Source organism: Pseudomonas bharatica CSV86 (assembly GCF_000319305.2).
In the GTDB taxonomy this organism is placed as follows: domain Bacteria; phylum Pseudomonadota; class Gammaproteobacteria; order Pseudomonadales; family Pseudomonadaceae; genus Aquipseudomonas; species Aquipseudomonas bharatica.
In genome coordinates, this window is the sequence record NZ_AMWJ02000001.1 from 68,415 (window position 1) to 87,470 (window position 19,056).

At 62.8% G+C, this 19,056-nt stretch carries 18 protein-coding genes; 12 read left to right on the plus strand and 6 right to left on the minus strand.

Going from position 1 to position 19,056, the window contains the following annotated elements:
* Positions 1 to 253: 253 nt before the first annotated feature.
* The 5 genes from CSV86_RS00330 (at position 254) to aotJ (ending at position 3,903) form a co-directional block, all read left to right on the plus strand.
* Entirely contained in the window at positions 254 to 1,648 is a 1,395-nt protein-coding gene (locus tag CSV86_RS00330; protein WP_009408163.1) for a PhoH family protein, read from the plus strand.
* 99 nt (positions 1,649 to 1,747) lie between these two features.
* The gene (gene moaC, locus CSV86_RS00335) at positions 1,748 to 2,221 is read left to right on the plus strand and encodes a cyclic pyranopterin monophosphate synthase MoaC (protein ID WP_009408165.1); all 474 of its coding nucleotides are present in this window, start codon (positions 1,748 to 1,750) and stop codon (positions 2,219 to 2,221) included.
* Positions 2,218 to 2,463, plus strand: a complete 246-nt coding sequence (locus CSV86_RS00340; RefSeq protein WP_009408167.1) for a MoaD/ThiS family protein — start codon at positions 2,218 to 2,220, stop codon at positions 2,461 to 2,463. The genes moaC and CSV86_RS00340 overlap by 4 nt, the downstream gene beginning before the upstream one ends.
* A gap of 1 nt (position 2,464) precedes the next feature.
* Positions 2,465 to 2,911, plus strand: coding sequence for a molybdopterin synthase catalytic subunit MoaE (gene moaE / locus CSV86_RS00345; protein ID WP_009408169.1), 447 nt, complete (start codon positions 2,465 to 2,467; stop codon positions 2,909 to 2,911).
* A 212-nt stretch (positions 2,912 to 3,123) separates the two neighbouring features.
* The gene (aotJ, locus tag CSV86_RS00350) at positions 3,124 to 3,903 is read left to right on the plus strand and encodes an L-arginine-binding protein AotJ (RefSeq protein WP_009408170.1); all 780 of its coding nucleotides are present in this window, start codon (positions 3,124 to 3,126) and stop codon (positions 3,901 to 3,903) included.
* A 31-nt stretch (positions 3,904 to 3,934) separates the two neighbouring features.
* On the opposite strand, the gene CSV86_RS00355 is transcribed toward aotJ, so the two are convergent.
* From CSV86_RS00355 to CSV86_RS00375, 5 genes are all read right to left on the minus strand, one after another.
* Positions 3,935 to 4,555, minus strand: a complete 621-nt coding sequence (locus CSV86_RS00355; RefSeq protein WP_009408172.1) for a helix-turn-helix transcriptional regulator — start codon at positions 4,553 to 4,555, stop codon at positions 3,935 to 3,937.
* 74 nt (positions 4,556 to 4,629) lie between these two features.
* Positions 4,630 to 5,760 carry an NAD(P)/FAD-dependent oxidoreductase gene (locus CSV86_RS00360; protein WP_009408174.1) on the minus strand — a complete coding sequence of 377 codons (1,131 nt, stop codon included), beginning with the start codon at positions 5,758 to 5,760 and terminating at the stop codon, positions 4,630 to 4,632.
* 15 nt (positions 5,761 to 5,775) lie between these two features.
* The gene (locus CSV86_RS00365; RefSeq protein WP_009408176.1) at positions 5,776 to 6,726 is read right to left on the minus strand and encodes an ornithine cyclodeaminase family protein; all 951 of its coding nucleotides are present in this window, start codon (positions 6,724 to 6,726) and stop codon (positions 5,776 to 5,778) included.
* Between the two features lie 232 nt (positions 6,727 to 6,958).
* Entirely contained in the window at positions 6,959 to 8,413 is a 1,455-nt protein-coding gene (gene rhlB / locus CSV86_RS00370; RefSeq protein WP_009408178.1) for an ATP-dependent RNA helicase RhlB, read from the minus strand.
* A 102-nt stretch (positions 8,414 to 8,515) separates the two neighbouring features.
* On the minus strand, positions 8,516 to 9,172 hold the full coding sequence (locus CSV86_RS00375; protein WP_009408180.1) for an alpha/beta hydrolase: 657 nt from the start codon (positions 9,170 to 9,172) through the stop codon (positions 8,516 to 8,518).
* Between the two features lie 335 nt (positions 9,173 to 9,507).
* On the opposite strand from CSV86_RS00375, the gene CSV86_RS00380 reads away from it, so the two are divergent.
* From CSV86_RS00380 to CSV86_RS00395, 4 genes are all read left to right on the plus strand, one after another.
* Positions 9,508 to 10,536, plus strand: a complete 1,029-nt coding sequence (locus CSV86_RS00380; protein WP_009408182.1) for an amino acid ABC transporter substrate-binding protein — start codon at positions 9,508 to 9,510, stop codon at positions 10,534 to 10,536.
* A 67-nt stretch (positions 10,537 to 10,603) separates the two neighbouring features.
* Positions 10,604 to 11,773: an amino acid ABC transporter permease gene (locus CSV86_RS00385; RefSeq protein WP_037062460.1), complete on the plus strand. Its 1,170-nt coding sequence runs from the start codon at positions 10,604 to 10,606 to the stop codon at positions 11,771 to 11,773.
* A 10-nt stretch (positions 11,774 to 11,783) separates the two neighbouring features.
* On the plus strand, positions 11,784 to 12,878 hold the full coding sequence (locus CSV86_RS00390) for an amino acid ABC transporter permease (RefSeq protein WP_009408186.1): 1,095 nt from the start codon (positions 11,784 to 11,786) through the stop codon (positions 12,876 to 12,878).
* 11 nt (positions 12,879 to 12,889) lie between these two features.
* Positions 12,890 to 13,654, plus strand: a complete 765-nt coding sequence (locus CSV86_RS00395; RefSeq protein ID WP_009408188.1) for an amino acid ABC transporter ATP-binding protein — start codon at positions 12,890 to 12,892, stop codon at positions 13,652 to 13,654.
* A 150-nt stretch (positions 13,655 to 13,804) separates the two neighbouring features.
* Here CSV86_RS00395 and algW read toward each other — a convergent pair whose 3' ends face one another.
* A complete protein-coding gene (gene algW / locus CSV86_RS00400) occupies positions 13,805 to 14,965 on the minus strand; it encodes a Do family serine endopeptidase AlgW (protein ID WP_009408189.1) in 1,161 nt (386 codons plus the stop codon).
* Positions 14,966 to 15,206: 241 nt separating this feature from the next.
* Between algW and CSV86_RS00405 the strand changes: the two genes are divergently transcribed.
* From CSV86_RS00405 to cysN, 3 genes are all read left to right on the plus strand, one after another.
* Positions 15,207 to 15,965, plus strand: a complete 759-nt coding sequence (locus CSV86_RS00405; protein ID WP_009408191.1) for a Nif3-like dinuclear metal center hexameric protein — start codon at positions 15,207 to 15,209, stop codon at positions 15,963 to 15,965.
* A gap of 137 nt (positions 15,966 to 16,102) precedes the next feature.
* Positions 16,103 to 17,020, plus strand: a complete 918-nt coding sequence (gene cysD / locus CSV86_RS00410) for a sulfate adenylyltransferase subunit CysD (protein WP_009408193.1) — start codon at positions 16,103 to 16,105, stop codon at positions 17,018 to 17,020.
* Positions 17,021 to 17,035: 15 nt separating this feature from the next.
* On the plus strand, positions 17,036 to 18,937 hold the full coding sequence (cysN, locus tag CSV86_RS00415) for a sulfate adenylyltransferase subunit CysN (protein WP_009408195.1): 1,902 nt from the start codon (positions 17,036 to 17,038) through the stop codon (positions 18,935 to 18,937).
* Positions 18,938 to 19,056: the final 119 nt, after the last annotated feature.

Genomic DNA, 19,056 nt, shown 5'->3' on the forward strand with positions numbered 1-19,056 from the left:
TTTCCCGGCTCGCCAAGGGCTATTCGTCAAAGCGAAAAATAAACTTCACCAACCGGTAAAAACGCTTTTTCCTGCAATGGTTTTTGCGGTATGTAGGAGTCAGACGGCCGAATCCTGCAGCCAGGTGGCGTCTCCAGGGACCTTCCTTATGCAGGTGCACTTCCCGCCCGTAACGACGCGGATACGGGAAGAACGGCGTCACTCTGCGATGCAGCCGTAGCGCATCGTGTAGCCCCACATAAGGTGACCGAGTATGGATGACCAAGGACGCACTTCTTCCTCCGACCAGCCAATCCTGTATGTGTTGGACACCAACGTCCTGATTCACGACCCCAATGCCCTGCTCAATTTCGAAGAACACCACGTCGCCATTCCCATGACGGTGCTGGAAGAACTCGACAAGCTCAAGACCGGCAAACATACAGTCGCCGCCGAATGCCGCCAGGCCATCCGCCTTATCGACCAGACCCTGGGCGATGCCACACCGTCCGATGTCGAGCTGGGTGTCCCCATCCAGCGCGGCAAGAGCGGTCCGAAGGGGTCGCTGTCGATCCTGATGACCGAGCGCACCGAACCCAATCGCCTGCTCCCTGAACACCTCAACGACAACATCATCATCAACCAGGTCCTGGACCTGCGCAGCAAGCACAAGCATCGCGACGTGGTGCTGGTGACCAAAGACATCAACATGCGCCTCAAGGCCCGCGCCTGCGGGATCGCCGCCGAGGACTACAGCACCGACCAACTGGTCGATGACGTCAGCCTGCTATCCAAGGGCTATCACTCGGTGACGGGCTCCTTCTGGGATCGCGTTGCGAAGGTCGAAACCCGTCAGGAGCGCGGCCGTACCTGGCATCGGGTGCAACTGATCGACAACCTGCCGGCGGTTCATGTCAACGAGTTCATCATCGATGAACAGGGCTTCGTTGGCTGGATCAAGGGCATCAAGGACAGCGAGCTGCTGCTCCTCGACCTGCACCAGGAGCCGCTGCTGCACCAGGAAGCCTGGGGCCTCAAGCCGCGTGACATCCACCAGGGCCTGGCGCTGTTCGCCTTGCTCGACCCGGATATCCACCTGGTCAACCTGACCGGCGCCGCCGGTTCCGGCAAGACCATCCTGGCGCTGGCAGCGGCGATCGAGCAGACCATGGTCAGCAAGCGCTACCGGCGCATCATCGCAACCCGCAGCGTGCAGGGCCTGGACCAGGAAATCGGCTTCCTGCCCGGCACCGAGGCGGAAAAGATGGAACCGTGGCTCGGCGCCATCACCGACAACCTCGAAGCCTTGCACATGGATGACGAGAGCACGCACGGCAGTGTCGAATACATTCTCGAAAGGGTCCCGTTGCAGTTCAAATCCCTGAACTACATCCGTGGGCGCAGCTTCCAGCAAAGCCTGATCCTCATCGACGAATGCCAGAACCTCACCCCGCACCAGATGAAAACCATCATCACCCGTGCCGGTGCAGGCTCCAAGGTGATCTGCCTGGGCAACCTGGCGCAGATCGACACCCCCTACCTCTCGGCCACCAGCTCGGGCCTGACCTACCTCACCGAGCGCTTCAAGGACTTCCCGAACGGAGTGCATATCACCTTGCAAGGGGTACCGCGGTCGATTCTGGCCGAATACGCCGAGTCGCATCTGTAAACGACAGCACCGGGCGGCCAAGCGCCGCCCGGCTTTTTTTCGCTGCCAGATCCTGACTCGCGGGTTTACAATCCCTACCCCCGATCAGGAGTTCCCTCTGTGCTGACTCATCTCGATTCCCAGGGCCGTGCCGCGATGGTCGATGTGACCGACAAGGCCGTGACCTTCCGCGAAGCCGTGGCCGAAGCGCGTGTGCGCATGCTGCCGCAGACCCTGAGCATGATCGTCGACGGTGCCCATCCCAAGGGCGATGTGTTCGCCGTGGCGCGTATCGCCGGCATCCAGGCGGCGAAGAAAACCAGTGATCTCATTCCGCTGTGCCATCCGCTGATGCTGACCGGGGTGAAGGTCGAGCTGAGCGCCGAGGGCAGCGACTGCGTGCATATCGTTGCGCGCTGCAAGCTGTCCGGGCAGACCGGGGTGGAAATGGAGGCGCTGACGGCGGCCAGCGTCGCCGCGCTGACTATCTATGACATGTGCAAGGCGGTGGACCGCGGCATGACCATCGAGAGCGTGCGTCTGCTGGAGAAACTCGGCGGCAAGAGCGGCCATTACCAGGCTGATGCGCAATGAAGATCAATGTCGTGTATTTCGCCCGCTACCGCGAGGTGCTGAGGCTCGATGGCGAAACGCTGGAAGGCGATTTCGCCCGTATCGAGGATGTGCGCCAGGCCCTGCTCGGCAAGGGCGAGGCCTATGCGGTGCTGGCCGGGCAGAACCTGATGTGCGCGCGCAACCAGGATCTGTGCAGGACGGACGAAACCCTTGCAGACGGCGACGAAGTGGCTTTCTTCCCGCCGGTTACCGGAGGTTGAGATGAGCGTCAGGGTACAGGCTGCGCCTTTCGACCCGGGAGCGGAAACCAATGCCATGCATGCGGCCAATGTCGGTGTTGGCGCGGTGGTGGCGTTTGTCGGCTATGTCCGCGATTTCAATGATGGGCTTGATGTGGCCGGGATGTTTCTCGAGCACTACCCGGGCATGACCGAAAAGGCCCTGGGCAAGATCGTGACCGAGGCCGGGCAGCGCTGGCCGTTGCTCAAGGTCGAGGTACTGCACCGGGTCGGGGCTCTGCAGCCAGGCGAGCCGATCGTCTTCGTCGGCGTCGCCAGCGCCCATCGCCAGGCGGCGTTCGACGCCTGCAATTTCATCATGGACTACCTCAAGACCCGGGCACCGTTCTGGAAGAAGGAGCAGACCAGCGAAGGGGAGCGCTGGGTCGAGGGCAAGCAGAGCGATACCGACGCGGCGGGGCGTTGGTAGACAGCACTTCTGAAAACCATGCAAAACCCTGTGGGAGCTGGCAAGCCAGCTCCCACAGGGTTTTGTGTTGTTCTCGCAATTGAGGTTGTTGTGTTTCCATACGATAAAGTCCAGTATGGATTAACAAGTACAAATAACCACGGGCCGTCGCGCCCGACTCCTTTCCTCTGTCTTGTCACCCCCAACACAACAACGAGCGAGAGAGCCCCATCATGAAGACCACCCACCTGATCGCCGGCCTGGCCCTCGGCCTGCTGGCCAGCAGCCCGCTGTTCGCCGCGGAAAAGACCCTGCGCATCGGCATCGAGGCGGCCTATCCACCGTTCGCCTACAAGACCCCGGACGGTAATATCGCCGGCTTCGACTACGACATCGGCAACGCCCTGTGCGCCGAGATGAAGGTCGAGTGCAAGTGGACCGAACAGGAATACGATGGCCTGATCCCATCGCTGAAGGTGAAGAAGATCGACGCCGCGCTGTCTTCGATCACCATCACCGAGGAACGCAAGAAATCCGTGGACTTCACCCACAAGTACTACTTCACCGGGGCGCGCCTGGCGATGAAGGAGGGCAGCCAGGTCGATGACCAGTACGAAGCCCTGAAAGGCAAGCGCATCGGCGTGCAGCGGGCGACCACCACCGACCGTTATGTCACTGCGGTGCTGGTACCCAAGGGCGTTGAAGTGGTGCGCTACACCACCAACGAAGAAATCTTCATGGACATGGCCTCGGGCCGGCTCGACGGCGTTTTCGCCGACACCATCCCGCTGCAGTTGGGCTTCCTCGAGAGTGACAAGGGCAAGGGCTTCGCGTTCGTCGGCCCGGAACTGAAGGATCCCAAGTTCGTCGGTGAAGGCGCCGGTATCGCCGTGCGCAAGGGCAATACCGAGCTGGTTGGGGAATTGAACAAGGCCATCGATGCGATTCGCGCCAATGGCGAGTACCAGAAGATCCAGGCCAAGTACTTCAAGACCGATATCTACGGCGACTGATCTGTCGCCCCAAGCCAGGGCCTGACGCTGTTCAGGCCTTGAGCTCCTTCAGGTGCTTGTACACCGTCGCCCGCCCCATGTTCAGCACATTGGCCACATAGTTGGCCGCACTCTTGCCCTTGAACGCGCCTTCGGCATGCAGGGCCAGGACCAGCTCGCGCTTGTGATCGCGGGTGAGCAGGTTGAGGCTGAGCTGACGCTGGCGCAGCCAGCTGTTGAGAAAGGTGTTGATGCGTTCCTGCCAATCATCGCGGAACAGTGATTCCGGCTGTGGAATCAGCTTGCCCGGCGAAAGGAACAGGTCCAGTGCCGCCTTGACGTTCTCGAACAGGGAAATGTTCAGGTTGATGCACAGCACCGCCAGCGGCTGGCCCGACGGGTCGCGCAGTACGGTGCTCAGCGAGCGGATCTTCTGGCCGTCCCAGTTGAGCTTTTCATAAGGGCCGATATTGGTTTCTTCGGTGCCCTCCTCGAACATGTCTTCCAGCGCGGCGTCGTCGCCGATCTCGCGCTTGGACAGGTTGTTGGCGATGTAGTCGATCTTCTGCGTGCGCAGGTCGTGCAGGACCACTTCGGCGTGGGGGAAGAACAAGGTGGCGATGGCATCGGCGATCGCCCGGTAGTTCTGCAGGAATGGATCGGGGCTGGACATTCTGGCGGGCTCCGCGATGGGGTCGGCGCCCTTGGTGCAGGGCGCTGGGAGTTTGCCGCAAACGGCCGGAGGAGTCACCCGCCGAGGCGCGCGGGTGACAGTTGTGCGGCGCTCAGGCCGAAGCCACGCAATTCGGCCGGCAATTCTTCCCCACGCACCAGGGCGGCGCTGGCCTGGCCCATGGCCGGCGAGGTCTGGATGCCATAGCCACCTTGTGCGGCGACCCAGAACAGGCCGCTCACCAAGGGATCGAAGCCGGCCACCAGGTCGCCGTCGGCAACGAAGCTGCGCAGCCCGGCCCAGGTGCGGAAGGGGCGGCGGATCGTCAGGGTGGTGGCTTCCTCGATCTGGTAGATGCCCAGGGCGATGTCCAGCTCTTCCGGCTGTACATCGTGGGGCTCGACCGGGTCGGCGTTGCACGGCGAGCCCAGGAGCATGCCGGCGTCGGGCTTCATGTAGAACGACTCGTCCAGGCTGACCAGCATCGGCCAGGCGTGGGTGTCGATGCCTGCCGGCGCTTCGAAGATGAACGCGGCGCGGCGCTTTGGCTGCAGGCCCAGCGGCCTGGCGCCGGCCAGTTCACCGATCCTGTCGGCCCAGCCCCCGGCGGCATTGATCAGCACCGGGGCGCGGAACTGGCCGCGTGAGGTTTCGACAAGCCACTGACCCTGCGCATCCTTGCCCAGGCCCAGCACTTCGCAATCGCCATGGATCTCGCCTTGCTGGCGGCGGATGCCGCGCAAGTAGCCCTGGTGCAGGCCGTCGGTATCGATATCGCTGGCGCTGGGGTCGTAAAGGGCGCCGTGGACCTTTTCCCGCTTGAGCACCGGAATCCGCGCACAGGCTTCATCGGCGTCGAGCAACTGTATGTCCGGCACGCAGGCGCGGGCACTTTCGAACTGGCGCTGGAGTTCTTCGGCATCGCCTTCGAAGTCCACGGTCATCTCGCCGCGCGGGGTCAGTAGCGGGTGGTCGGCGAAGCCGGTGGGTGGCTGGTCGAAGAAGGCCCGGCTGGCGAGGGTCAGGGCGCGTACCTGTGGCGTGCCGTAGGCAGCGGTGTAGAGCGCCGCCGAGCGACCGGTGGAGTGATAGCCCGGCAGGGTTTCGCGCTCCAGCAGCAGGACCTTGCCGTGGGGCGCCAGCCAGTAACCGGTGGACGCGCCGGCAATGCCGGCGCCGATGATGATGTAGTCGGCCTGTTGCATGACAGTCTCCGCGACTCAGTGGCTGCACTGCAGATGGTAGAGGGCATTGGCCAGGGCGATGTCTTCCAGGCCGAGGCCGATGGAACGGAAGAACGCGTGGCGCTTGTATTCGGGGCGGGCGGCATGGCCGCTGACCAGCTCCGGCAGGTCGCCGACGATGGCGGCCTGGTTCCAGCCATGCTGTTCGGCGGCCAGGCGCATTTCGCCGGCGTTGCCCGGGGTGGTCTTGCGGTAGTCGCAGTAGACGTCCATCGCTGCCAGGCTGGCCGGTGGTACTTCGTGGGCGCGTACGGCGTTGGTGCTGATCGAGGTGATCAGCGCCGGTTTGCTCAGCTTGGCCGGGTCGATCACCGGCTTGGCCGAAGAGGTGCAAAGCAGAATCACATCGGCGTCGTGCAGCGCGCTATCGAGGTCATCATGCAGGTCCAGGCGGCTGTCCAGGGCGAGAAAGGCGTTGCGCTGCTCGGCGCTTTTGCCTCGCAAGGAGGGCGAGTACAGGCGGATGTCCTGCCATTCGCGCAATTCGCTGACGTAATGCAAATGGGCGAGGGCGATCGGACCGCTGCCGATGATGGCCAGGCGCCGGGCGTCGGCCGGGGCCAGGGTATCCACCGCAACGGCGGTGGTCGCGGCGGTACGCGCCGTGGTCAGTTCGCCGGCGTCGCAGAGCAGCAGGGGCTGGCCGCTGTCCATCGACATCAGCAAGGTCCAGGCGGTCACCAGCGGCCCCTGGTCGCGGACGATGTAGGGAGACGTCTTGACGCCATAGACCCGTTCTTCGGCGAGCACGCCGCCGTAGTTGATGAAATCGCCCTGGCCGGCGGGAAACTCCACCAGTTGCTGTGGCGGTTGCACCGCCTGGCCTGCGGCCAGGTCGCGGAACAGGTCGCGCAGCACCCGGGGTACATCCACCCGGGCGAGCAGTTGGCGGGCTTGCTGCTGATCGATGACTAGAGGCGCGGCCATTGGGGAACTCCGGGTCTGGTTTATAAACTAATTTTTCCATTATGGACTTTTAGTTTAAGTATTTTCCATCCCCAGGGGCTGAAATTTGTGGTGTTGCTGGTGGCCCTATCGCTGGCAAGCCAGCTCCCACAGACCCCCCCGTGGGAGCTGGCTTGCCAGCGATAGGGCCACCAGCATCACCACAAATCTCCAGGCATAAAAAAACGCAGTCCGAAGACTGCGTTCCTTGAAATCACCCGTGCTTCTTCGGCACCGGCTTGAGCAACTCGGTCGGTGGCATCTCGCAACTGATCTTGCGCCCGAGCAGTTCCTCGATCGCCGGCAATTGGTAGGAATCGTCCTCGCCGGCAAAGCTGATCGATACCCCGCTGGTCCCGGCCCGGCCGGTGCGGCCGATGCGGTGCACGTAGTCGTCCGGATCTTCCGGCAGGGTGAAGTTGATCACGTGGCTGATGCCATCGATGTGAATGCCGCGACCGGCGACGTCGGTGGCGACCAGCACGGTGATGCGGCCTTCGCGGAAGTTCTCCAGGGTGCGAATGCGCTTGTGCTGCGGCACGTCACCGGACAGCTGCGCAGCGTTGACACCGTCGCGCACCAGGCGCTCTTCGATCCGTCGCACTTCGTCCTTGCGGTTGGCGAAGACGATGACCCGTTCCCACTTGTTCTCGGTGACCAGGTTGTACAGCAGTTTGTACTTGTCGCTGCCGGCAACGGCGTAGACATGTTGCTCCACGGTTTCGCTGGCGACGTTCTCCGGCTCGATCTCGACGATGGCCGGATTGGTGGTCCATTGCTTGGCCAGGTTCATCACGTCTTCGGTGAAGGTGGCCGAGAACAGAAGCGTCTGGCGCTCGCTCTTGGGCGGGGTCTGGCGAATGATCTGGCGCACCTGCGGAATGAAGCCCATGTCGAGCATGCGGTCGGCTTCGTCCAGCACCATCACCTCGACCATGTCCAGGTGCACTTCGCCACGCTGGTTGAAGTCCAGCAGGCGGCCCGGGGTGGCGACGAGGATGTCGCAGTGGCGGGCTTCGAGGGCCTTGAGCTGCTTGTCGTAGTCCATGCCCCCGACGAAGGTCATCACGTTGAGGCCGGTGTACTTGGTCAGCGCCGCGGCATCCTTGGCGATCTGCACCACCAGCTCGCGGGTCGGGGCAATGATCAGTGCCCGCGGCTCGCCCATGTAGCGCTCCTTGGGCGGCGGGGTCTGCTGCAGCTGGGTGATGATCGAGATCAGGAAGGCCGCGGTCTTGCCGGTGCCGGTCTGGGCCCGGCCGATTGCATCCTGGCCGCGCAGGGTGAACCCCAGCACCTGGGCCTGGATCGGCGTGCAATAGGGGAAGCCGAGGTCGTGGATGGCATGCATCAGCTCCGGCGAGAGCTTGAAATCATGGAAGCGGGTCTTGCCTTCCTGCGGCTCGACCACGAAATCTTCCAGCTTCCAGGTCGAGGCCTGGGGCTTCGGCTTGCGTTCGCGGCGCGGCTTGGCGGCAGGCTGGCTGCGTGCAGGCTTGGCCGCCTCCGTGGTCTCTGCGCGGGCTGGCGTTTCGGCTTTGCGCTGGTCGACGGCGGGCGGTGCGGGAGCGGGAGTCGGGGCAGGTGGCTGCATCACGGGGGCAGCGCTTTCGGCGACGAGTTGCTCAACCTCGCCTTTGCCGAACATCTTCTTGAGTGCTTTGAGCACGATCTTCTCATCGATTGGTTAAGGAATGTACGCCGGGCAGTGTAATGCAAGATTCGGGCTCGGCGTAGTGGATTGATCCGACAACTACAGGTAATGCGACTTTCAGCGCAGACGCTGGCTCAGCCAGTCGAAGATGTCGCGGATTTCGTCCTGTACTACTTCGTGCTCCATCGGGTACTCCAGCCAGTTGACGCTGACACCCCAGTGCTTGAGGTACTCGAACGCGGTTCTGCCCATGGCCGGGAGCACCACCGGGTCATTTATGCCGTGCAGGCACAGCGCCGGGATGCGCTGCTGGCTGGCGGTAAGCTGGGTGTCGTCCTTGAAGGTCGGCGCATAGGTGGACAGTGCCAGCACGCCTCCGAGCGCGCCTTGCCACCTTATATAGGCGGTATGCAGCACCACCGCGCCGCCCTGGGAGAAGCCGGCAAGGAAGATCCGGCTCGGGTCGATGCCGGCGGCGCGCTGCCCTTCGATCAGACCGATGACCTGCTCGGCGGACTCTTCCAGTTGCGCCTCGTCTATGGCCCGGGCCGGGCTCATGGCCTTGATGTCGTACCAGCTGGGCATTTCATAGCCGCCGTTGATCGTCACCGCGCGGCTTGGTGCCTGGGGCATAACGAAACGGGTGGTGAGCAGATGTTCCTGCAACATCTCGGCAACCGGCATGAAGTCGTAGCGATCGGCCCCCAGCCCGTGCAACCAGATCACACAGGCGTCGGCGGTCTTCTGGGGTTCGAGAATCAAAGGGTTGGTCATGACTGCTCCGAAGTAGTGCACGCGATCTCAATGCGGTGCATGAAAAAAAGGCACGCGAGGGCCACGGGGAAAAAAGATGTCGCATTGCTATAACTTTGCCAGTTGCCAAAGGCTGAACCGCTTTAGCCAAGCGATGTGGTACGCGCTTTGCTACACCCCCTTCGACATGATGTGGCGTGTTTCCTCGGTAACACCTCCTCATGGGAAAACCAAGGCTGTCACAGAACAGCGAATTGCGCCAATTGACCCAATAACAAGCCGAAACGGGTCGGATGCGCCTCATAAGGGTGCGGTGCAAGCCGGCTCAACACAATAAGAGCGAACTGGAGGTTTTAATGAAGATGTTGAAGTCCACCCTGGCAGTCATGACGGCTGCCGCAGCGCTGGGCCTGAGTTCCTTTGCCCAGGCGGGTGCAACCCTGGATGCGGTGCAGAAGAAAGGCTTTGTACAGTGTGGGGTCAGTGACGGTCTGCCGGGCTTCTCGGTGCCGGACGCCAAGGGCACCATCGTCGGCATCGACGCTGACGTCTGCCGCGCCGTGGCCGCCGCAGTGTTCGGCGATGCGACCAAGGTCAAGTTCAGCCAGCTGAACGCCAAGGAGCGTTTCACCGCGCTGCAGTCCGGTGAAGTCGACGTGCTGTCGCGCAATACCACCTGGACCAGCTCGCGCGATGCCGGCATGGGCCTGGTGTTCGCCGGTGTCACCTACTACGACGGCATCGGCTTCCTGGTGAACAAGAAGCTCGGCGTTTCCAGCGCCAAGGAGCTGGACGGTGCAACCATCTGCATCCAGGCCGGTACCACCACCGAACTGAACGTCTCCGACTACTTCCGTGCCAACGGCCTGAAGTACACCCCGATCACCTTCGACACGTCCGACGAAAGCGCCAAGTCGCTTGAATCCGGCCGTTGCGACGTGCTGACCTCGGACAAGTCGCAGCTCTACGCACAACGCTCCAAGCTGGCCTCGCCGACCGACTACGTCGTTCTGCCTGAAACCATCTCCAAGGAACCGCTGGGCCCCGTCGTGCGCAAAGGCGACGAAGAGTGGTTCTCCATCGTGCGCTGGACCCTGTTCGCCATGCTCAACGCCGAAGAGGCGGGCGTCACCTCGAAGAACGTCGAGGCTGAAGCCAAGTCGACCAAGAACCCGGACGTGGCCCGTATGCTCGGCGCCGACGGTGAGTACGGCAAGGACCTGAAACTGCCGAAGGACTGGGTCGTACAGATCGTCAAGCAAGTGGGCAACTACGGCGAAGTGTTCGAGAAGAACCTTGGCAAGAGCACCCCGCTGCAGATCGACCGCGGCCTGAACGCCCTGTGGAACAACGGCGGCATCCAGTACGCGCCTCCGGTGCGCTGATCGGGTCGGCCCGCGGTGACGTTGCTGTCACCGCGGGCCGTAGCGTTTCTTCTCTTCGGGGCCTTTCATGCACAATCCACCCAGGGGCTTGTCCCTTAGCGATCCACGCGTTCGCGCGTGGCTGTTCCAGATCCTCACGATAGTCTTCGTGGTCGGTCTGGGCTGGTATCTGTTCCACAACACCCAGACCAACCTGCAACACCGGGGCATCACCTCGGGCTTCGACTTCCTCGAGCGCAGCGCCGGCTTCGGCATCGCCCAGCATCTGATTCCCTACACCGAATCCGATTCCTATGCACGGGTCTTCGTCATCGGCCTGCTCAACACGCTGCTGGTGACCTTCATCGGTATCATCCTCGCGACCTTGCTCGGCTTCATCATCGGTGTGGCGCGGCTGTCGCCGAACTGGATGATCAACAAGCTGGCCACCGTCTACGTCGAGACCTTCCGCAACATTCCGCCGCTCCTGCAGATCCTCTTCTGGTATTTCGCGGTGTTCCTGACCCTGCCGGGGCCACGGGGCAGCATCAACATCAACGACACCTTCTTCATCAGCAACCGCGGGCTGAACATGCCCGGGGCCTCGCTGGCCGAAGGTTTCTGGCCGTTCGCGGTAGCGGTGCTGCTGGCGATCGTCGCCGTGGTCGCCATGGTGCGCTGGGCCAATCGCCGCTTCGAGGCCACCGGCGAGCCGTTCCACAAGTTCTGGGCCGCCGTAGGCCTGCTGCTGCTGATTCCGGGCCTGAGCGTGCTGCTGTTCGGCAACCCGCTGAGCTGGGAACTGCCGGAGTTGAAAGGCTTCAACTTCGCCGGTGGCTGGGTGCTGATTCCCGAGCTGCTGGCGCTGACCCTGGCGCTGACCATCTACACCGCGGCGTTCATTGCCGAGATCGTCCGTTCCGGGATCCGCTCGGTGAGCCACGGCCAGACCGAAGCGGCGCGCTCCCTGGGCCTGCGCGAAGGGCCGACCCTGCGCAAGGTGATCATTCCCCAGGCCATGCGGGTGATCATTCCGCCGCTGACCAGCCAATACCTGAACCTGGCGAAGAACTCCTCGCTGGCTGCCGGTATCGGTTACCCGGAAATGGTTTCGCTGTTCGCCGGCACCGTGCTCAACCAGACCGGGCAGGCCATCGAGGTGATAGCCATCACCATGAGCGTGTACCTGGCCATCAGCATCAGCATTTCCCTGCTGATGAACTGGTACAACAAGCGCATTGCGCTGATCGAGCGGTAAGGAGACGCGCATGAGTACCCATGTTTTCAAACCCGACATGCCGCCACCGGTGAAGACCGTCGGTGTCGTCGCCTGGCTGCGGGCCAACCTGTTCTCCAGCTGGCTCAACACCCTGCTGACCCTGTTCGCCATCTACCTGGTCTGGCTGATCGTGCCGCCCTTGCTGCAATGGTCGATCTTCGACGCCAACTGGGTCGGCACGACCCGCGCCGACTGTACCAAGGAGGGCGCCTGCTGGGTGTTCGTCCAGCAGCGCTTCGGCCAGTTCATGTATGGCTATTACCCCACCGAGCTGCGCTGGCGCGTTGACCTGACGGTGTGGCTGGCAGTGATCGGCGCGGCGCCGCTGTTCATCTCGCGCTTCCCGCGCAAAGCGGTCTACGGCCTGTGCTTCCTCGTCGCCTACCCGATCATCGCCTACACCCTGCTGCATGGTGGCCTGGGCATGACCACGGTACCCACCAGCCAGTGGGGCGGCCTGATGCTGACCCTGGTGATCGCTACCGTGGGCATCGTCGGCGCCTTGCCGCTGGGCATCCTGCTGGCGCTTGGCCGGCGTTCGAAGATGCCGGCGGTAAAGGTGGTCTGCGTGACCTTCATCGAGTTCTGGCGCGGCGTGCCGTTGATCACCGTGCTGTTCATGTCCTCGGTGATGCTTCCGCTGTTCCTGCCCGAGGGCATGAGCTTCGACAAGCTGCTGCGCGCCATGATCGGGGTGATCCTGTTCCAGTCGGCCTATATCGCCGAGGTGGTGCGCGGTGGCCTGCAGGCCATTCCCAAGGGCCAGTACGAAGCCGCCGCCGCCATGGGCCTGGGCTACTGGCGCGCCATGGGCCTGGTGATCCTGCCGCAGGCCCTGAAGCTGGTGATTCCCGGCATCGTCAACACCTTCATTGCCCTGTTCAAGGACACCAGCCTGGTGATCATCATCGGCCTGTTCGACCTGCTCAACAGCGTCAAGCAGGCGGCTGCCGACCCCAAATGGCTGGGCATGGCGACCGAGGGCTACGTGTTCGCGGCCCTGGTGTTCTGGATTTTCTGTTTCGGTATGTCCCGCTACTCCATGCATCTGGAGCGCAAGCTGGATACAGGCCACAAGCGTTAGGAGAGATTTTGATGAGCGAAGCGATCAAACAGCCTGTTGGCCCTGAAGGCATTATCCAGATGCAGGGCGTGAACAAGTGGTACGGCCAGTTCCACGTGCTCAAGGACATCAACCTGAATGTGCGCCAGGGCGAGCGTATCGTCCTGTGCGGGCCGTCCGGCTCGGGCAAGTCCACCACCATCCGTTGCCTCAACCGTCTGGAAGAGCACCAGCAGGGCCGCATCGTGGTGGATGGCGTGGAACTGACCAACGACCTCAAGCAGATCGAGGCGATCCGCCGTGAAGTCGGCATGGTGTTCCAGCACTTCAACCTGTTCCCGCACCTGACCATCCTGCAGAACTGCACCCTGGCCCCGATGTGGGTCCGCAAGATGCCCAAGCGCAAGGCCGAGGAAATCGCCATGCACTATCTGGAGCGGGTACGGATTCCGGAGCAGGCGCACAAATTCCCGGGGCAGTTGTCCGGTGGCCAGCAGCAGCGCGTGGCAATCGCCAGGGCGCTGTGCATGAAACCGAAGATCATGCTGTTCGACGAGCCGACCTCGGCACTCGACCCGGAGATGGTCAAGGAAGTGCTGGATACCATGGTCAGCCTGGCGGAAGACGGCATGACCATGCTCTGCGTGACCCACGAGATGGGCTTCGCCCGGACCGTGGCGAACCGGGTGATCTTCATGGACAAGGGGGAGATCGTCGAGCAGGCGGCACCGGATGACTTCTTCGACCGGCCGCAGAATGACCGGACCAAGTTGTTCCTGAGTCAGATCCTGCATTGATTGAAGTGGCTGGCAGACTCTGGTTTGCCAGCCATTCTTGTGTTGTTTTGAGGGCCTAATCGCTGGCAAGCCAGCTCCCACAGGTATCGCATAACCTGTGGGAGCTGGCTTGCCAGCGATTAGGCCCTCAAGAGCAATAAGACTCCTGGATCAGTTCTCTTCTTCCTTCACCACCGGCGCCGGTGGTGGCCGCAGCCCGACCTCGGCTACCAGCTTCAACTGCTTGCCATTGCGCATGACCTCGATGGCCACCTTCTCGCTCGGCTTGATCCGTGCCACCTGGTTCATCGAGCGCCGACCGTCCCCGGCCGGTTCGCCGTTGATACTCAGGATCACGTCACCCAGTTGCAAGCCAGCCCTTTGTGCCGGCCCGTCGCGGAAAATCCCCGCGACCACGATACCCGGGCGGCCCTTCATGCCGAACGACTCCGCCAGTTCCTCGCTCAGCGGCTGTACTTCAAGGCCCAGCCAGCCGCGAATCACCTGGCCATGCTCGATGATCGACTTCATCACCTCCAGCGCCAGCTTGGTAGGGATCGCGAAACCAATGCCCTGGGAGCCGCCCGATTTGGAGAAGATCGCCGTATTGATCCCGGTCAGGTTGCCGTTGGCGTCCACCAGCGCACCGCCGGAGTTGCCCGGGTTGATCGCAGCGTCGGTCTGGATGAAGTCCTCGTAGTTGTTCAGGCCCAACTGGTTGCGGCCGGTGGCGCTGATGATGCCCATGGTCACGGTCTGGCCTACGCCGAAGGGGTTGCCGATGGCCAGGGCGACATCGCCGATGCGGATGGTGTCGGAGCGTCCGATGGTGATCGCCGGCAGGTTCTTCAGGTCGATCTTCAGCACCGCCAGGTCGGTTTCCGGGTCGCTGCCGATGACCCGGGCCAGGGTTTCACGACCGTCCTTGAGCGCCACCACGATCTGGTCGGCGCCGGCGGTCACGTGGTTGTTGGTCAGCAGATAGCCTTCCGGGCTCATGATCACCGCCGAACCCAGGCTCGACTCCCAGCGGCGCTGCTTGGGCAGGTTGTCGCCGAAGAAGCGGCGGAACTGCGGATCCTCGAACAATGGATGGGCGGACTTGTTGACCACCTTAGTGGTGTACAGGTTGGCAACGGCCGGCGCTGCGTGGGTCACCGCGTCGGCGTAGGACACCGGGCCCTGGACCACATTGGTGGTCTGCGGTGCCTGTTGCAGGTTGACGTCCTGGCTGGGCAGGCCGACCCACTCGGGAAAACGCTGGATGACCAGCATGGCGATCAGCACGCCGGTGAACAGCGGCCAGCCGAAGTAACGCAGAGCCTTGAACATTTAACGCATCCTGGGGGAGTTGGCCCGAGCCGGTGACGCTATGGGGAAAGTGGTTTGAAGCGCGCGATGATACTTCGGCAAGCACCCGGCAGGAACCGCTAAATCACTCGGCGAGCGATGCCTGCCACCGAGTGCCCCGGGGCATTGCCGGCGGTTTCCCCGAAACCGTCGACGGCCCATAATGGCCGGCATTATACGGGGCCTTGCGCCGCGCTGAACTGCTGAATTGAGGAGTCTTTCCATGGCTGTTGCCCTGACTACCCTGGTCGAGGAAGCCGACCGTTATCTCGGTAGTGCAAAAATCCAGGATTACTGCCCTAACGGCCTGCAGGTCGAGGGGCGCCCGCAGGTGACCCGCATCGTCAGCGGCGTTACCGCCAGCCAGGCACTGCTGGACGCGGCGGTTGAGGCGGGAGCGGACCTGGTGCTGGTGCATCACGGCTATTTCTGGAAAGGCGAGAACCCGTGCATCACCGGGATGAAGCAGCGGCGCCTGAAAACCCTGCTCAAGCACGACATCAGCCTGCTGGCCTACCACCTGCCGCTGGACGTGCACCCGGAGGTGGGCAACAACGTGCAGTTGGCCCGGCAACTGGACATCACCGTCGAAGGCCCGCTGGATCCGGCCAACCCGCGCGTGGTGGGGCTGGTCGGTTCGCTGGCCGAGCCGGTGTCGGCCCGTGACTTCGCCCGTCGGGTCAGTGAAGTCATGGGGCGCGAGCCGCTGCTGGTCGAGGGCGAGGACGTCATCCGCCGGGTGGGCTGGTGCACCGGCGGCGGCCAGGGCTATATCGACCAGGCGATCGAGGCGGGTGTGGACCTGTTCATCAGCGGCGAAGCGTCCGAGCAGACCTACCACAGCGCCCGGGAGAACGGCATCAGCTTCATCGCTGCCGGCCACCACGCGACCGAGCGCTACGGCGTCCAGGCGCTTGGCGATTACCTGGCCCGGCGTTTTGCCCTGGAGCATCTGTTCATCGACTGCCCCAACCCTGTGTGAGCCCAAACGGTCGGGCATATCCATAGATTGTTTCGTTCTAGCCACCCTCCTAAATAGAAGCGGGCGCTGTGATAGAGTGGCCCGCTCGAACACGGCCCGTTTGGCCGTCCACAAGATCGTTTTTCCCGTGAGTAGCCATGGTCGACAAACTGACGCATTTGAAACAGCTGGAGGCGGAAAGCATCCACATCATTCGTGAGGTGGCCGCCGAGTTCGACAACCCGGTGATGCTTTACTCCATTGGCAAGGATTCGGCCGTGATGCTGCATCTGGCACGCAAGGCCTTCTTCCCTGGCAAGCTGCCGTTTCCTGTGATGCACGTCGACACCCAATGGAAATTCCAGGAGATGTACCGCTTCCGCGACAAGATGGTCGAGGAAATGGGCCTGGAGCTGATCACCCACGTCAACCCCGAAGGTGTGGCGCAGGGCATCAACCCGTTCACCCACGGCAGCTCCAAGCACACCGACATCATGAAGACCCAGGGCCTCAAGCAGGCGCTGGACAAGCACGGCTTCGACGCCGCCTTCGGTGGCGCGCGCCGCGACGAAGAGAAGTCGCGGGCCAAGGAACGCGTATATTCCTTCCGCGACAGCAAGCACCGCTGGGACCCGAAGAACCAGCGTCCGGAGCTGTGGAACGTCTACAACGGCAAGGTCAACAAGGGCGAGTCGATTCGCGTGTTCCCCCTGTCGAACTGGACCGAGCTGGACATCTGGCAATACATCTATCTCGAAGGCATCCCGATCGTGCCGCTGTACTTCGCCGCCGAGCGTGAAGTCATCGAGAAGAACGGCACCCTGATCATGATCGACGACGATCGTATCCTCGAGCACCTGAGCGACGAGGAAAAAGCCCGCATCGTCAAGAAGAAGGTGCGTTTCCGTACCCTCGGCTGCTACCCGTTGACGGGTGCCGTCGAGTCGGAGGCCGAGACCCTGACGGACATCATTCAGGAAATGCTCCTGACCCGTACGTCCGAACGCCAGGGCCGTGTCATCGACCACGATGGCGCCGGTTCCATGGAAGACAAGAAACGCCAAGGCTACTTCTAATTTCAGGGTTACTCCATGTCGCACCAATCTGATCTGATCAGCGAGGACATCCTCGCCTACCTGGCCCAGCACGAGCGCAAGGAACTCCTGCGTTTCCTCACCTGCGGCAACGTCGACGACGGCAAGAGCACCCTGATCGGTCGCCTGCTGCACGATTCGAAGATGATCTACGAGGACCACCTCGAGGCCATCACCCGTGACTCGAAGAAAGTCGGCACCACCGGCGAAGAGGTCGATCTGGCACTGCTGGTCGACGGCCTGCAGGCCGAGCGCGAGCAGGGCATCACCATCGATGTCGCCTACCGCTACTTCTCCACCGCCAAGCGCAAGTTCATCATCGCCGACACCCCGGGCCACGAGCAGTACACCCGCAACATGGCCACCGGCGCCTCCACCTGCGACCTGGCGATCATCCTCGTTGACGCCCGCTATGGTGTGCAGACCCAGACCCGCCGGCACAGCTACATCGCCTCGCTGCTGGGTATCAAGCACATCGTGGTCGCCGTCAACAAGATGGACCTGAAGGGCTTCGACGAGCAGGTCTTCGAGTCGATCAAGGCCGACTACCTGAAGTTCGCCGAAGGCATCCAGCTCAAGCCGAGCAGCCTGCACTTCGTGCCGATGTCGGCGCTCAAGGGCGACAACGTGGTCAACCGCAGCGAGCGTTCGCCGTGGTACACCGGCCCTGCGCTGATGGAAATCCTCGAGACCGTCGAAGTCGCCGCCGACCGCAACTTCACCGACCTGCGTTTCCCGGTGCAGTACGTCAACCGTCCGAACCTGAACTTCCGCGGCTTCGCCGGTACCATCGCCAGCGGTCTGGTGCACAAGGGTGATGAAGTGGTGGTCCTGCCGTCGGGCAAGAGCAGCCGGGTAAAGTCCATCGTCACCTTCGAAGGCGAACTGGAAAGCGCGGGTCCTGGCCAGGCCGTGACCCTGACCATGGAAGACGAGATCGACATCTCCCGCGGCGATCTGTTGGTCCATGCCGACAACGTACCGCCGGTGACCGACCAGTTCGACGCCATGCTGGTATGGATGTCCGAGGAGCCGATGCTTCCGGGCAAGAAGTACGACATCAAGCGCGCCACCAGCTATGTGCCGGGCTCGATTGCCAGCATCACCCACAAGGTCGATGTGAACACCCTCGAGCAGGGCGCTGCCAGCGCGCTGCAACTGAACGAGATCGGCCGGGTCAAGGTGGCCCTCGACGCTTCGATCGCCCTGGACGGTTACGACAGCAACCGCACCACCGGCGCCTTCATCGTCATCGACCGCCTGACCAACGGCACCGTCGGCGCCGGCATGATCATCGCCCCGCCAGTCCTGCCGCACGGCAGCACCGGCCAGCATGGCAAGCAGGCCCACGTTTCCACCGAGGAGCGTGCCCTGCGCTTCGGCCAGCAACCGGCCACCGTGCTGTTCAGCGGCCTGTCGGGCGCTGGCAAGAGCACCCTGGCCTATGCCGTCGAACGCAAGCTGTTCGACATGGGCCGTGCGGTCTACGTACTGGATGGCCAGAACCTGCGTCATGACCTGAACAAGGGCCTGCCGCAGGACCGCGCCGGTCGTACCGAGAACTGGCGTCGTGCCGCGCATGTGGCGCGTCAGTTCAACGAAGCCGGCCTGCTGACCCTGGCCGCGTTCGTCGCGCCGGATGCCGAAGGCCGCGAACAGGCCAAGGCGCTGATCGGCAAGGACCGTCTGGTCACCGTCTACGTCCAGGCCTCGCCGCTGGCCTGCCGCGAACGTGACCCGCAAGGCCTGTACGCCGCCGGCGGCGACAACATCCCGGGCGAAAGCTTCCCGTACGATGTGCCGCAGGATGCCGACCTGGTGATCGATACCCAATCCACCAGCGTGGAAGAGGGCGTGAAGCAGGTGCTGGATGTGCTGCGCACGCGTGGTGCGATCTAAGCGTCCCGGCTGACAACAGAAACCCCGCTTCGGCGGGGTTTCTGTTTTCTGGCGTGATGGCCTCATCGCTGGCAAGCCAGCTTCCACAGGGTTCAGCGGCGCCGCAGGCCCTGTGGGAG

What these genes read in the sequence shown, in the direction of transcription:
- CSV86_RS00330 (WP_009408163.1), top strand. Translation starts at nt 254, where the DNA reads ATGGATGACCAAGGACGCACTTCTTCCTCCGACCAGCCAATCCTGTAT.
- CSV86_RS00340 (WP_009408167.1), top strand. Translation starts at nt 2,218, where the DNA reads ATGAAGATCAATGTCGTGTATTTCGCCCGCTACCGCGAGGTGCTGAGG.
- moaE (WP_009408169.1), top strand. Translation starts at nt 2,465, where the DNA reads ATGAGCGTCAGGGTACAGGCTGCGCCTTTCGACCCGGGAGCGGAAACC.
- aotJ (WP_009408170.1), top strand. Translation starts at nt 3,124, where the DNA reads ATGAAGACCACCCACCTGATCGCCGGCCTGGCCCTCGGCCTGCTGGCC.
- CSV86_RS00355 (WP_009408172.1), bottom strand. Translation starts at nt 4,555, where the DNA reads ATGTCCAGCCCCGATCCATTCCTGCAGAACTACCGGGCGATCGCCGAT.
- CSV86_RS00360 (WP_009408174.1), bottom strand. Translation starts at nt 5,760, where the DNA reads ATGCAACAGGCCGACTACATCATCATCGGCGCCGGCATTGCCGGCGCG.
- CSV86_RS00365 (WP_009408176.1), bottom strand. Translation starts at nt 6,726, where the DNA reads ATGGCCGCGCCTCTAGTCATCGATCAGCAGCAAGCCCGCCAACTGCTC.
- CSV86_RS00375 (WP_009408180.1), bottom strand. Translation starts at nt 9,172, where the DNA reads ATGACCAACCCTTTGATTCTCGAACCCCAGAAGACCGCCGACGCCTGT.
- CSV86_RS00380 (WP_009408182.1), top strand. Translation starts at nt 9,508, where the DNA reads ATGAAGATGTTGAAGTCCACCCTGGCAGTCATGACGGCTGCCGCAGCG.
- CSV86_RS00385 (WP_037062460.1), top strand. Translation starts at nt 10,604, where the DNA reads ATGCACAATCCACCCAGGGGCTTGTCCCTTAGCGATCCACGCGTTCGC.
- CSV86_RS00390 (WP_009408186.1), top strand. Translation starts at nt 11,784, where the DNA reads ATGAGTACCCATGTTTTCAAACCCGACATGCCGCCACCGGTGAAGACC.
- CSV86_RS00395 (WP_009408188.1), top strand. Translation starts at nt 12,890, where the DNA reads ATGAGCGAAGCGATCAAACAGCCTGTTGGCCCTGAAGGCATTATCCAG.
- algW (WP_009408189.1), bottom strand. Translation starts at nt 14,965, where the DNA reads ATGTTCAAGGCTCTGCGTTACTTCGGCTGGCCGCTGTTCACCGGCGTG.
- CSV86_RS00405 (WP_009408191.1), top strand. Translation starts at nt 15,207, where the DNA reads ATGGCTGTTGCCCTGACTACCCTGGTCGAGGAAGCCGACCGTTATCTC.
- cysD (WP_009408193.1), top strand. Translation starts at nt 16,103, where the DNA reads ATGGTCGACAAACTGACGCATTTGAAACAGCTGGAGGCGGAAAGCATC.
- cysN (WP_009408195.1), top strand. Translation starts at nt 17,036, where the DNA reads ATGTCGCACCAATCTGATCTGATCAGCGAGGACATCCTCGCCTACCTG.